This window comes from Leptospira jelokensis, from assembly GCF_004769635.1.
Taxonomy (GTDB): domain Bacteria; phylum Spirochaetota; class Leptospiria; order Leptospirales; family Leptospiraceae; genus Leptospira_A; species Leptospira_A jelokensis.
This window is the reverse complement of sequence record NZ_RQGH01000009.1, coordinates 173,201-186,516: the sequence shown is the minus strand read 5'-3', so window position 1 is coordinate 186,516 and position 13,316 is coordinate 173,201. Positions and strand designations below refer to the sequence as shown.

Annotated in this window: 16 protein-coding genes; 9 read left to right on the top strand and 7 right to left on the bottom strand. The window is 41.0% G+C overall.

What is annotated here, in order from left to right; genetic code table 11:
• Position 1: 1 nt before the first annotated feature.
• Together EHQ62_RS04000 and EHQ62_RS03995 are read right to left on the bottom strand one after the other, a co-directional pair.
• Positions 2-922 carry an SPFH domain-containing protein gene (locus EHQ62_RS04000; RefSeq protein ID WP_039927886.1) on the bottom strand — a complete coding sequence of 307 codons (921 nt, stop codon included), beginning with the start codon at positions 920-922 and terminating at the stop codon, positions 2-4.
• A 92-nt stretch (positions 923-1,014) separates the two neighbouring features.
• Positions 1,015-1,470: an NfeD family protein gene (locus tag EHQ62_RS03995; protein WP_135640936.1), complete on the bottom strand. Its 456-nt coding sequence runs from the start codon at positions 1,468-1,470 to the stop codon at positions 1,015-1,017.
• A gap of 93 nt (positions 1,471-1,563) precedes the next feature.
• Here EHQ62_RS03995 and EHQ62_RS03990 point away from each other — a divergent pair, with 93 nt between their 5' ends.
• The 7 genes from EHQ62_RS03990 to EHQ62_RS03960 all read left to right on the top strand — a co-directional run bounded on the left by EHQ62_RS03990 (position 1,564) and on the right by EHQ62_RS03960 (position 8,363).
• Positions 1,564-1,992, top strand: coding sequence for a heme-binding domain-containing protein (locus EHQ62_RS03990; RefSeq protein WP_135640935.1), 429 nt, complete (start codon positions 1,564-1,566; stop codon positions 1,990-1,992).
• Positions 1,989-3,419 (top strand): argininosuccinate lyase, encoded by a 1,431-nt coding sequence (argH, locus tag EHQ62_RS03985; RefSeq protein WP_135640934.1) that lies wholly within the window; start codon positions 1,989-1,991, stop codon positions 3,417-3,419. The genes EHQ62_RS03990 and argH overlap by 4 nt, the downstream gene beginning before the upstream one ends.
• A 2-nt stretch (positions 3,420-3,421) precedes the next feature.
• Positions 3,422-4,300 (top strand): peptidylprolyl isomerase, encoded by an 879-nt coding sequence (locus EHQ62_RS03980; protein ID WP_135640933.1) that lies wholly within the window; start codon positions 3,422-3,424, stop codon positions 4,298-4,300.
• Entirely contained in the window at positions 4,300-4,899 is a 600-nt protein-coding gene (locus EHQ62_RS03975) for a hypothetical protein (RefSeq protein ID WP_135640932.1), read from the top strand. The genes EHQ62_RS03980 and EHQ62_RS03975 overlap by 1 nt, the downstream gene beginning before the upstream one ends.
• Positions 4,900-4,976: 77 nt before the next feature.
• Positions 4,977-5,963, top strand: coding sequence for a hypothetical protein (locus EHQ62_RS03970; protein ID WP_135640931.1), 987 nt, complete (start codon positions 4,977-4,979; stop codon positions 5,961-5,963).
• Positions 5,960-6,985 (top strand): flagellar motor switch protein FliM, encoded by a 1,026-nt coding sequence (fliM, locus tag EHQ62_RS03965; RefSeq protein ID WP_002974265.1) that lies wholly within the window; start codon positions 5,960-5,962, stop codon positions 6,983-6,985. Before EHQ62_RS03970 ends, fliM begins: the two co-directional genes overlap by 4 nt.
• A 109-nt stretch (positions 6,986-7,094) precedes the next feature.
• Positions 7,095-8,363, top strand: a complete 1,269-nt coding sequence (locus EHQ62_RS03960) for an alkaline phosphatase family protein (protein WP_244241621.1) — start codon at positions 7,095-7,097, stop codon at positions 8,361-8,363.
• A 37-nt stretch (positions 8,364-8,400) separates the two neighbouring features.
• On the opposite strand, the gene EHQ62_RS03955 is transcribed toward EHQ62_RS03960, so the two are convergent.
• A complete protein-coding gene (locus tag EHQ62_RS03955) occupies positions 8,401-9,069 on the bottom strand; it encodes a type 1 glutamine amidotransferase domain-containing protein (protein WP_015676011.1) in 669 nt (222 codons plus the stop codon).
• Positions 9,070-9,205: 136 nt separating this feature from the next.
• On the opposite strand from EHQ62_RS03955, the gene EHQ62_RS03950 reads away from it, so the two are divergent.
• Positions 9,206-10,096: a LysR family transcriptional regulator gene (locus tag EHQ62_RS03950; protein WP_135640930.1), complete on the top strand. Its 891-nt coding sequence runs from the start codon at positions 9,206-9,208 to the stop codon at positions 10,094-10,096.
• A 2-nt stretch (positions 10,097-10,098) separates the two neighbouring features.
• Here EHQ62_RS03950 and EHQ62_RS03945 read toward each other — a convergent pair whose 3' ends face one another.
• From EHQ62_RS03945 to queF, 3 genes are read right to left on the bottom strand one after another with little or no spacing between them, the layout of a single operon-like run.
• The gene (locus tag EHQ62_RS03945) at positions 10,099-10,317 is read right to left on the bottom strand and encodes a ferredoxin (RefSeq protein ID WP_135640929.1); all 219 of its coding nucleotides are present in this window, start codon (positions 10,315-10,317) and stop codon (positions 10,099-10,101) included.
• Positions 10,314-10,571 (bottom strand): SemiSWEET transporter, encoded by a 258-nt coding sequence (locus EHQ62_RS03940; RefSeq protein WP_135640928.1) that lies wholly within the window; start codon positions 10,569-10,571, stop codon positions 10,314-10,316. The genes EHQ62_RS03945 and EHQ62_RS03940 overlap by 4 nt, the downstream gene beginning before the upstream one ends.
• Positions 10,572-10,973 carry a preQ(1) synthase gene (gene queF / locus EHQ62_RS03935; protein WP_015676005.1) on the bottom strand — a complete coding sequence of 134 codons (402 nt, stop codon included), beginning with the start codon at positions 10,971-10,973 and terminating at the stop codon, positions 10,572-10,574.
• Positions 10,974-11,015: 42 nt separating this feature from the next.
• On the opposite strand from queF, the gene guaA reads away from it, so the two are divergent.
• The gene (guaA, locus tag EHQ62_RS03930; protein ID WP_135640927.1) at positions 11,016-12,815 is read left to right on the top strand and encodes a glutamine-hydrolyzing GMP synthase; all 1,800 of its coding nucleotides are present in this window, start codon (positions 11,016-11,018) and stop codon (positions 12,813-12,815) included.
• A 56-nt stretch (positions 12,816-12,871) separates the two neighbouring features.
• Here the strand turns inward: guaA and EHQ62_RS03925 are convergent, their stop codons facing one another.
• Positions 12,872-13,297 (bottom strand): LIMLP_04285 family protein, encoded by a 426-nt coding sequence (locus EHQ62_RS03925; RefSeq protein WP_135640926.1) that lies wholly within the window; start codon positions 13,295-13,297, stop codon positions 12,872-12,874.
• Positions 13,298-13,316: the final 19 nt, after the last annotated feature.

Genomic DNA, 13,316 nt, shown 5'->3' with positions numbered 1-13,316 from the left:
ATTATTCTCCTACCTGAGGGATTTTCGTTGTGATTTTAGAAAGCCCTTCAAAGACCCCACCGATATTGGCTAAGGTTTCGGGAACAACAGTTGTTTTGGATGTTTTTAAAATTTGACCCAGTGCATCCAAATACTCTTGGGTGATTTGTAGGCTCACTGCTTCTTTTCCACCTTTTTTGCTGATGGCTTCCGAGATGAGTTGGAGGCCTTTGGCAGTCGCATTGGAGATCAGTGTGATTTCTTGGGCTCGACCGTCGGCTTCATTCACCAATCGGATTTTTTCCCCTTCGGAGATATTGATGGATTCTTGTCTTTCTCCTACCGAATGGTTCACGCGTGATTCCTTTTCCCCTTGGGAAATGGTAATTTCAGCACGGCGCTCCCGTTCTGATTTCATTTGGTTTTCCATTTCAATTAAAATTTGTTTTGGTGGGGTGATGTTACGAATTTCATAACGAGTGACTTTAATTCCCCAAGGGTCAGTCGCGCGATCAATATTGGAAACCACTCTGCCATTGATCTCATCACGTTCTGATAATAAGTTATCAAAAATAAGTTTTCCAATCTCAGAACGGAGTGTGGTTTGGGCAAGTTGGGTTGTGGCTAACATAAAGTTATCAATCCCGTAAGATGCTTTTTCACCATCGATGACCTTTAAATACAAAACACCATCCACTTCCACGGAAACGTTGTCTTTTGTGATGCAAACCTGTGGATCAATATCGATCGTTTGCTCTTTTAGGTTTTGTCTATAACGGATTTGGTCCACAAACGGGATCATAAAATAAAACCCCGATTTCAAAACTCCATTCAAAACACCTAATCTTTCTTTGATATAAACACTTTGCTCTGGTACGATGATGATTGTCTTTTTGATGATATATACGACGACCAAAAAAACAACGATGACGGTTGCGCCCATTGTTTCCTCCTTTGTGACTTAAAGACCGTACATGGACTTTCAAAAGAGAAAAGGGTTTTTTTATTTTGTCTGAAAAAAAATGAATGAAAGGCTTACGATTCTACTTTTTCAACTGTGAAAGTCAAATTTTCACGAGATAAAATCCGAACGTATTCCCCTTTGGGAATTTTGGAATCCTTTGAAATGGCATCCCATAAAGTGCCTTGGAATTTTATTTTTCCACCATGGCGACCAACCAAAACATCAATTTCCACGGGTACGATTTGATTTAAAAAATCATCTTTGATGAATGGATCCACACTCGATTCTGATTTAAAAAATTTTTTGATGAGAGACCCACCGAGGAGAATCGAAACAAAACTTGCGACCACCCAAACAATGACTTCCGTATAAAATTCCATAGGAACCAGTCTTGAAAGGATGCCCGTAAAGATGGCACCAATCCCCAAAAACATCACAAAGGTCCCAGGCAATAAAAATTCTGAAAATAATAGGACAATTCCAATCAAAATCCAAAGGTAAGGTGTGTTAGCGAAAATGATATCCAATGGGAACCTCTAGGAAAGTAGACCGTTCCAACCATGGAAAGGCAAGAAAAATAATACTTTGAATCAAGGCATAGGAAAAAGAACCTGTCTTGTGTGAAACGAATTTTTTACCTTCTTTTCTCCGTTTTTCTATTCTTCCAATTATTCCCAGTACCACGCGAAAACCCACCTGTCACGGCGGAGATCACTCTCCCCAATGAAGTCAAAATCATCTTAAAGCGCAGTTGTTATGATTGCCATTCCAATGAGACGGTATGGCCTTTTTATTCCTATATCTTTCCCGTTTCTTATTTGGTCACAAAACATGTAACCGAAGGGAGAGAGGAGTTGAATTTTTCCGAGTTTGGAAATTTGGCAGAAAGGAAACAAAAGAAAAAAATTTATGAAATATGGGAACAAGTGGATGAGGGCGAGATGCCCCCCAAAGATTACCAACTTTTGCATCCCAACTCCCAATTGTCTGATGCAGACAAAGAAATTTTACAAAACTGGGCAAATCAGTTCAGTGAGGAATCAGAATGAAGGAAAAAAAATTATGGGGTGGGCGTTTTGATGCGGCACCATCTTCTCTTATGATTCGGATCGGGGAATCAATCAGTTTTGATAAGGAATTGTATGCGCATGATATCGAAGGATCAATTTCGCACTCCCGCATGTTAAAACGCATCGGTATTCTCACGGAATCGGAACAACGAAAAATTGAAACAGGACTCATTCAAATCAAAAAGGAAATCGATTCTGGGAAATTTGAATTTAAAATCGAAAACGAAGACATCCATATGTCGATTGAGTCTCGCCTAACGGAGCTTCTCGGAGATTTAGGAAAAAAACTCCATACAGGTAGAAGTCGTAACGACCAAGTGTCGCAAGACGTAAGGCTTTACATCAAAGCAGAAATCCAATCCATATTGGTCTTAGTATTTGATTTATTAACAGTTTGGTTAAAAAAAGCGGAATCCCATACAAAAACCATCATCCCAGGTTACACTCATTTACAGATTGCCCAACCCATTCGCGCTTCCCATTATTTTTTATCTCATTTTTGGGCCAATGTCCGAGATTTTGAAGATTTTTATTCGGCTTACGAAAGGGCCGATGAACTTGTATTAGGTTCTGGTGCCCTGGCCGGTGTCAATTACCAAACTGATCGTGAATTTTTAAGAAAGGATTTAGGTTTAGGCCGGCTTTCTGAAAATTCCATGGATGCGGTAAGCCAAAGGGATCATATCTTTAAGTTTTTATTTGCTTCTTCACAGTTTATGGTACATGTTTCCAGGTTTTGTGAAGAAATCATTTTGTATACGTCACAAGAATTTAGTTATTTTAAATTGCCTGACCACCTAACAACTGGTTCGTCGATCATGCCTCAGAAAAAAAATCCAGATGTGGCAGAACTCATACGGGGTAAAGCAGGGCGTGTGATGGGAAATCTCACCCACCTGCTTGTGATGTTGAAAGGCACTCCACTTTCTTATAACAGAGACTTCCAAGAAGATAAAATCCCTCTCTTTGATACCGTGAAACAAATTAAAATTTGTACAGAAGGGATCAGAGATATGGTGGAAGGAATTCAAATTTTTCCAGAAAATGCAACGAGGAGTTTGCGAAATGGGTTTTCCACTGCCACAGACCTTGCCGATTGGCTTGTGAGTGCCAAAGGAATTCCATTCCGATCCGCCCATGAAATTGTGGGTGAACTTGTGAAACATTGTACCCTGAAAGGTTATGATTTATTTACCATCCCCAGTGGGGAACGTGGGCAAATCCATGCTGTTTTGACTGATCCAGGGTATGAAGCTGCGATTTCACTCGAAACTTCTTGTGATAAAAAAGATGTGTATGGGGGAACCGCACATTCCCGCCAAAAAGAACAAATCAAAAAAGCGAAAGCCAAGTTAAACGAATTGACCAAAAAATTAAAATCTCTAGAATCCAAAGGTAAAAAATAAATATGAAACGAGTCATCTACCAACCAATCAAACACTTTGCCATCAGTCTGATTCTCTTTAGTCAAACTGCTTTTTGTAGTGACCAAACCTTTAAAAAAATCACCTACGAACCAACGACCTATGCTCCATCCAAAGTATTGGTAAAACGAGCAGACCAAACGTCTGTTAAACTCCCAGAAAAACCAGCAATTTATGCAATCATCCAAACCACACAAGGGGACCTTGTGATCGAACTGTATGACCAAGCCGCACCCAAAACAGTTCAAAACTTTATCGATCTTGCCCAAGGCGAAAAGGATTTCCGATCGGAAAAAGGGTCCGAAAGACGGCCGTTTTACGATGGATTAAAATTCCATAGGGTGATCGAAAATTTTATGGCCCAAGGAGGTTGCCCTAGAGGGGACGGAACGGGTGGACCAGGATTTCAATTTGAAGACGAAATTAATGGGAAGGCACTTGGTTTGGACAAACGGAAAATAAAAGATGCTCCTGAATACCAAGCGCAATTGCAGAGGGCGGTGTTATCTGAGTTTAATATCAAATCCCGACAAGAATTTGAAGAAAAAAGAACGGAAGTAGAGAAAGCCTACCAAGAAGCGATGGAACTTCCTGTCCTCGAAGTGCTCTACAGAGTTGGTTACCGTTTCAACGAAGTTTTACCGAGTAAAAAGGCGACACGTGGTGCACTCGCTATGGCAAATGCTGGACCCAATACAAATGGTTCCCAATTTTTCATCAACCAAGTGGATACCCCACACCTCGACGGACTTCACACGGTGTTTGGTTTTTTGATCACAGGTTATGATGTACTTGACCGAATCATTGAAAAGGGTAATTTGCAGACAACGATCCGTAAGGTTCTTGTCATCGATAAACGATAATGAATTACTTAGAAGGCATAGAGGTCATTCAAAAATATACATCAGGTTCTTCCGTAGAACCTGTGTTAAAGTTTATTGAGACAGTTCCGCATAATGAAGAAGCCTTTGCCAATGCCTTGGATGAAATCGGTGGGATCAATCGTTACCCTGACACCTTTGTAGGGCTTTTGAGTTTTATCAGTTTCATTTTAGGACAAAAGTCCAAAATGAACCATTTGTATGAGACTGCCCTCGATCGGTATGAAACTCTGAACCAAATCACGTCCAAAAAAAGACCAACGGAAGAAGAGGCAAAAATCAAAAGGACTCTCACTGATTTCATTTTGAAAATCGAAAAGGTTTTTGAAATCCAAGACCTGACAGATGAAAGTTTGGTGAAGGAGCTCAACCGATTTGTTTCGGAAGCAAACCTCTACGGGGTCACTGAGAACGAAATCAAAAACTTAAAATTAGCATCCAAAACGGTAGCCCTTGTGGAACCCCACCTGGACAAACAAAGGGAAAATTATTACCAATACAAAAAACTTAGTTCCGTGATGACACGCCTCATCCGAATCGCAGACTACATCCTTGCCGAGGCGAAACTAGGCGCGGGATAATTGGTAAAAAAACTCAGTCCCAAATTCGGCTAAATTTTCTTTCGGAAATTTGTCTCTTTGCCGAAATTGAATAGTGAATGCGCCCCCTCCAAACCTTCATTCTACTGGGAATCTTAGTATCTGAGACCCTTTTTGCTTTTCCCGACAGAGATGCTAGGGGGGAACGGGTTGATAATTTTGTTGCCCTCCAATCCAAAATTATCCTGAATTTGACCAAACGCAGTTACGAAGCTGGGGAAAGGATCCCTCTTACCTTTACTGTGACCAATACGGGAAAAGAGGTAGTTCGGATTTTCCCTTCCTTTGACTTTCGTTATTCCTTTCAAATCATAGTCAAAGACGAAAATGATCGGATCCTCACACCGATGGAAGACCCTGATTTTCCCGATCCCATTTTAAAACGCCGCACCACCGTTGTGAATTTAGTCGGTGATGAAAATAAGGAAATAAGCTTACACCGGAACGAATCATTTTCAAAAACGATTTATTTAGATGAATACTACCAGTTTTTGCCAGACCAAAAATTTTACATCACTGGTTACTTTTATCCCAATTATACGGAAGACAAATCGGCTTTTTTAAGATCCCAAAATACAGTTGGGTTTTTATATCAAAATTCCAAACAAATCCGAAAGGATTCTGTTTCGCGTCAAATTACGGAAAATGGAGGTCTCTCGCCAGAAGAGATCATCTTTTTATTCCTTGGCGCGGAGATGAAAAAAAGATGGGAATACCATTTTAAATGGATCGATTTTTCAGAATATATCTTAGCTTATGATCGTTATAGCAGTGCCTATGCCGAGGCGAATGTAGGTGAGAGAGAAACCATCATCGAGGATTTTAAAGAGTATTTGACGGAGTCGCCATCTGGTGCATTAAAATACTTTAAGGTGATGAGTGTGGACTACCCATCCAAAAGGGATGCCAGGGTCCAAGTTTATGTAGAAAGGATGATGGGTCGGTTCAAAACAAGGTACGAATATATATACACCTTGCGACAAGAAGAAGGAAGCCGTGTTGGATTTTGGCAAATTAAAAACTTACTCGTAAAGGTAAAAAAATGACGGAAATCCTTTCCCAAGACGAAATTGATGCCCTGTTAAATGCCATCTCTTCTGGAGAAGTCTCGGAGGATGAATACTCGTCCGTTGGGGAACAAAAGAAAGTCAAAATTTACGATTTCAAACGCCCTGATAAATTTTCAAAAGACCAAATTCGTACACTCCAAATGATGCACGAGACATTTGCTCGTTTGGCGACCACAGGACTTTCGGCACAGCTCCGAGCCCTCGTTGTGGTGCATGTGGCTTCGGTTGACCAGTTGACCTATGAAGAATTCATTCGCTCCATTCCGAATCCCACGACACTTGCAGTGATCAATATGGACCCTCTCCGTGGTTCTGCGATTTTAGAAATTGACCCGTCTATTTCTTTTACCATCATCGATCGTTTGTTTGGTGGTAAGGGTGAATCTTCCAAGGTGAACAGGGAACTTTCCGATATCGAGTTGTCGGTAATGGAAGGGATCATTGTTAGGATCCTAGGAAACTTACGAGAGTCTTGGTCCACAGTCATTGACTTACGCCCTAGGCTTGGTAACATCGAAACAAACCCTCAGTTTGCGCAAGTAGTGCCTCCCAATGACATGGTGGTACTCATCACCCTCGAGACAAAAGTAGGGGAAGTAGAAGGGATGACAAACCTTTGTATCCCTTACATCACCATTGAACCTATCATCAATAAACTTTCTGCCCAGTATTGGTATTCCTCGATTCGAAAAGGTGAAGTGGATGAAAACAGAGCAGTCATCCAAGAACGTCTCGACCAAGTGAAAATCCCTCTTATCTCGGAAGTGGGAAGTGTGGACATCTCGTTAAATGATCTTATGAATTTACATGTTGGGGATGTGATCAAATTGGAGAACACTCCGATTAAAACCGATCTAATGGTAAAAGTAGGGGATCGTAGTAAGTTTAAGGCCACACCAGGTCGTGTGGGTAACCGCCTTGCCATCCAAATTGGAGATAGCATTGAGGACATTCCGGATGAACTCCTTGGCTCCACTCGATCAGAACAAGAATATTAATTTTTTCGCTAAACAAGGTTTATGCGAATGGAAACTTCCAGTTTTCGTTTTAAGTTTTTTTTTACTGGTATTTGCGTTTCATTCGATTGAAGGTAAATCGAAAATCCCTGTGAAAAAAAAATCTCACAGCCAGAAGTCCAAAGTTCGGCAGATGATTGTTTTGTCAGTAGATGGGTTCCCTGCTCATTACATATCTGATCCGAAATACCATGTTTACTTTCCAAAATTAGCCAATCTCTTTCAAACGTATGGAGTGTCTGAGATCAAAACAGTGAATCCATCTGTCACGTATCCCGCACATACTTCGATGGTAACTGGATTGGATCCGGCAGAACATGGAATTTATAACAATACTTTATCTGACCCATTTGAAAAAAATGATGGGGGATGGATGTGGTATGCAGAAGATATCAGTGTGCCTACACTTTGGGATTTGGCAAAAAAAAATCACAAAACCACTGCTAACGTATTTTGGCCTGTCACTGTGGGGGCAGATATCGATTGGAACCTTCCCCAATACTGGCGAAAAAAAATCCCAGAAGACGACAAACTGCTCCGAGTGTTATCTTCGAAAGGATTACACAAAGAAGCGGAACTAGCGGTGGGAACTCCGTTAAACGATGTGACAAAGGACGAAGTGAAATTAAAAACTGCCACTTGGTTATTCCAAAAGAAAAAACCGGATCTTATGTTTGTTTACACAACCGATTTGGATTCCAATCACCACGGGTATGGACCTGGATCGGAAAAAGCCCTCAGTCGACTTTTAGAACTAGACCTTGCCATTTCTCAGTTTCTAACTTCCGTTGGGGCATTTTCCCCGAATGGTCCCGCTATCCTCATTGTTTCGGATCACGGATTTGCTTCCGCAGAAGTTGTTTGTTCCCCCAATGTGGTATTAAAAAACAAAGGATTCATCAATGAGGTGACAGGAACCTACCAGTTGACATTTAAATCTGCAGGTGGTACAACGATTCTTTTACCAGCTGCCAATGTTCGCATTGGCAATGAAAGCATCCAATCCATTGTATCGGAAATTGAAACCCAATGTCCTGGAGCAGAGTGGCTACCAGCAAACAATGACAATGCGCTTTCGTCTCAAATCCATCCTACTACCCTAGGTCTTTTTCGAACAAAACAACCAATGTTTTTTAGTGGGACCAGAAAAGGAGAGGTGTTTTCCAAATCTCCAACGAAAATCCATGGCCATGGGTATTGGAATGAAAACTCTGAGATGAAAACAATTGGATTTGTGTATGACCCGACGGGAAACAAACATAAGTTTGAATCGGTAAAAGATGTATTTGGTATCGTAAACTCAATCTTAAGTCTAAAAGGGAAAAAAGAAACAGGGTCTCGTTTACCTACGAAACCCTGATTTGCCTTGGATAGAATTCGGCTTATCCGAGAGTCTCTTATTTTTTTAAAAGACTAAGAATTGCTTCGCCCACAGCCTTTGCTGACTGCGGATTTTGTCCTGTTACAATCCGTTCGTCTACTTCCACGTGAGAGTTCCAAGGTGCTGATTTGAAATACTTTCCACCAGCCGCAATCAATTTGTCTTCCAAAAGAAAAGGAACCACACCTTCTAGTTTGACAATCTTTTCTTCTTCATTCGAAAATCCATTCACTCGTTTTCCGGCAATGAGTTTGGCACCATTGGACAAAGTGACGTTGATGAGTGCCGAAGGTCCATGGCAAACGGCTCCCACAATCCCACCAGATTCATAAATGGTTCGGGTAAGGTTTTGGAGTTCTTCATTGTTGGGAAAGTCCCACATCGTACCATGTCCACCGGCAAAGTAAATCGCAGAGTATTCACTCGCTTGGATTTGTTTTGGAGTCTTGGTGTGGATTCGTTTTTCCTTGTACACAGGGTGGTTCCAAAATTCTTTATTGGCACTGTCTTCCAAATCAAATCCATCAACAGGGGGTTCTCCACCTTTGGGACTGACCAAGTCCATTTCCACACCTGCATCATGTAAGACCTTCCATGGGTGGGCTACTTCACCCAAATGGTAACCAGTGGAACCAGCATTCCCTTTTTCTCCATGGCTTGTTAATACAATTAATACTTTTTTCATTCGATCCTCGTTTTGACTGCAGATTCATCATCTTGCGATAGGAAAATTGTTTTCCCATCGGTTTTTTAGACAAGGATTCCACGCCATTAGAATAATGATGGTGTTAATACAAAGACATTAAAATATTAATACCAAAATGAATCCGATTGAGTTGTACCAAAGTTTTTATTGTATCTATCGGGAGAGGAATTTAACCAAGGCAGGAAAAATCCTTGGTTTGTCCCAACCGGCGCTCAGTTTGCACCTACAGTCTTTGGAGAGGCATAGAAAGGAGGTATTGTTTCGTCGAACTTCACGAGATTTGGTCCCAACCGAAGCCGCCAAACGATTGTATGTCCAATTGGCTGGACCGATGGAAGAATTACAAAAAATAGAAGGGCAATTAAAACCAAAAGAGTTGATCCGAAAGCTCAAAGTAGGTTCTGCAAGGGAGTTCTTTTTAGAAACTATTTTGCCTAATCTCTCCAAATCCGGAGAAGGATTTCAAGTTCAGTATGGTCATCCTCCTGATCTTTTGGATGCATTGGAAAAAAAGGAAATTGATATTGTGATCAGTAACCAAAAGTTAAATGTTCCTGGTATTCTATTGGAAGAATTATATAAGGAAAAATTTGTTTTTGTTACATCGAAATCCGTAAGTTTGCAGGGAGATTTTCCATTTCGCGGGCAAACAAAACCCAAAATCGAAGTGATCCAAACATGGATGGAAAACCAACATTGGTTTGTCTACAGTGAGGATTTTGCTATTGTTCGCAGGTTATGGAAAGTGAACTTTGATTCTCGACCAAAGTTAAAAGAATATTCTGTTTTACCGAACCTTCACGATATCAGAACCGCCTTGGAATTTGGCAGAGGTGTTTCTGTATTACCAACGTATTTGCTTGGAAAAAAATCAATATGGAATGCGAATGAAAAACACTGCCATGGTTTTGAGAACCAAATCTACCTTGTTAGCCGAATAGAAGATGTCGATTTTTTAGAAGAAAAATTGCAAACATTTAGCAAATGGATGAACAGTTCATCCTAGGATCAGTGTTTTTTCCAATGGATGCATTCGCCAGGGCATTCATCCATTTCCTTTTGTACCTTTTTTGTATCTTCTTCTGGGATCATTGCGTCATTGATGGAGGAGCCATCAAGATGGGTTTGGGACAAATCATCTTCATCCATCATAAAGTATTTTGGTAAATTATCAGCGCATTGGTTGCAAGAAGTACAATTGTCTTTATCTACATAAGCCTTTCTCATGTCTGTTTTCCTTCTGTGAGTTTATAATATAAGATGATGGTGACAAAAAATAAAGTGACTACATTGGCGAGGATGATCGGAAAATCTGATTTTAAGATCCCATAAACGAACCACAAGACCACACCCAGAAAGAACAGAAGGTACATATTCCGGCTGATGTCTCTTGTCTGTTTTGTTAGCACAACACGCAGGACTTGGGGTAAAAAAGAAACAGTGGTTAAAAAAGCTGCCACATACCCAATTAAGTTTTCCATTTAGGCTTTGTACTCTCGTTTCACAACAGTTTTTACACCACCACGCACATTGTAATCACCAATCACTTTGGCATAGATGGGATCCACTGCTTTTACAAAATCCTCTAGGATCTTATTGACTACGTTTTCGTGGAAAATCCCAACGTTGCGGTAAGCCATCATGTATTCCTTGAGGGACTTCAATTCGACACATTTGTCTCTCGGGATGTATTCAATGTAAATGGTTCCAAAGTCTGGTAGGCCCGTTTTTGGGCAAACGGCTGTGAATTCAGGGATAGTGAACTCGATATTGTACTCTTTGCCAGAATAGACATTCGCAAACCATTCAATGGGAGGTGTCGACCAGGACGGGATATGGTCTTGTTTGTCCTCGTAAGAAGATTCTGATTTTTTTTCCGACATTTGTTTACCCCGACATTAACAAAAATATTTTGGAACCATCCCATGAAAAGTGATAAAAAAATCGCAGTCATTGATTTCGGCGGCCAATACGCTCACCTCATTGCTTCCCGGATTCGTCGGTTAGGAGCCTATACAGAAATCCTTTCCAACGAAGAACCACTCTCTCTTTATGAATCCTATGCAGGAATCATCCTATCGGGTGGACCAAGTAGCGTCTATGAATCGGGAGCCCCGCTTTTACCAAATGGATTTTTTGAAATCTCTGTTCCGATCCTTGGGATTTGTTACGGGCACCAACTCATGATGAAAACTTTGGGTGGGGAAGTGGTATCTGCTAATACAAAAGAATATGGGCCTGCCATCCTGGAAATCCAAAATCCCAAGTCACCACTTTCAAAATCACTTTCCCTGAAAACTAAGGTATGGATGAGCCATGGAGATGAAGTGGTTCGTTTGCCAAATGACTTCCAAGTGGTTGCACAGTCGGATCACTGTCGTTATGCGTTCGTATCCCATCCTTCCAAAAAACTTTTTGGAATCCAATTCCATCCTGAGGTAACACATTCCGAAGAAGGCGAAATATTACTCCGAAACTTTGTGGAGTTATGTGGGGCATCTAGTTCTTGGAGTATCTCCCAATTCCTAGAGGAACAAATCCAAACCTTACAAAAAAAAGTCCCGGAAGGGAAAAATGTATTTTTACTTGTATCAGGTGGCGTGGACTCATCGGTTGCTTACTTACTCCTTGCGAAGGCCCTTGGGAAAGACCGAGTGAAGGGTTTACTCGTTGATACTGGGTTTATGCGTAAAAATGAAGTAAAAGACCTGATGGACAATTTACACCATGTTGGATTTGATCTTACCATTTGGGATGAAAGTGAAGTTTTTTACAAACACCTACAAAATGAATTTGAGCCAGAGAAAAAAAGAAGGATAGTCGGGGATTTGTTTTTGGAAGCACAAGGGAAAGCTACCACATCTCTTGGCCTTGACGCCGAACACTGGTTACTTGGACAAGGGACCATTTACCCTGATACCATTGAGTCGGGTGGAACAAAACATTCCCACAAAATCAAAACCCATCACAACAGAGTGCCTCAAATTGAGGCTCTCATCCGTGAAGGAAAAATTGTAGAACCGATTGCTGATTTATACAAGGATGAAGTCCGTGACTTAGGTAGGAAACTGGGTTTACCCGAAAGGTGGATTGAACGCCATCCTTTCCCTGGGCCTGGGCTTGTTGTGCGTATGATCGCAAGTCCAAAAACCACCCCTCCAAAAATTGATTTTAGTCTGTGGAAGGAAAAATTACCAAAAGCAGAAATCCAAATTTTACCCATCTTGTCAGTCGGGGTACAAGGGGACCAAAGGAGTTATGCACATTGTGCTGTCCTAAGTGATTTTACTTCTGATTGGAAGGAATTAGATGGTCTGTCGGTTGAGATTACCAATACTCGTAAAGAAATCAACCGGGTCGTACTCGCACCTGGCATCACTCATTTTGAAAAGGAATTCTTTTACACAAAACTCACGTTAGACAAAGCCCATGCAGACATCTTACGAGAAGCGGATTCGATTGTGAACCAAATCCTCTATGATGAATCGATCCATAACGAGATTTGGCAAATGCCGGTGGTGCTTGTGCCAGTGGGATTACGAGAAAATACGTATGGAGTTGTCTTAAGACCCGTGGAATCCACCGAAGCGATGACCGCTAACTTCTACCAGATGGACCGAAGAATTTTAGCAAGGATTACAAACGAACTCTTGGAACTCCCTCAAATTTCTCTTGTGATGTATGACCTTACCCACAAACCCCCTGGCACCATTGAATGGGAATAGGAAAAGGTTTCCTATTGCAAAGGCGATCATTGGAAAGAATAAAATCCTACTTCCAATTAAGGGAGTAGGATCCACAACAATGCCATTCCACCCATTGTGATTTCAGGAAGGCGTTTCGCAAAAAAACTTTTGTTTTCTTCTTCTGATTTTGTTGGTTCTTTTTCTGTTTGGGCACTCGCATCAGCAGTGTTTGTTCCTTCCGTTTTCTCTTTCGAAGTAAACAATCCAGAAAAGAAACCTGGTTTTTCTTCTTCTTTTGGAGTTTCCCATTGGACAGGTAATGGGGTTACTTCTACAGCATTCTTCTTAAACGCTTGTTTTGTGCCATCACTTGATTCAACCAAAACGTAATTGGCGGTTGGAGAGGAAGTTTTTACGTTTTCCAATACTTCCTTTGTGGCTTTGACTTTTACGGTATCAGCAGATAAAGAATGGAGGGAAAATGAAAAAATGGTTACAAAAACAAATCTTTGGAGCTTCATATTTGCACTGCACTTTGGA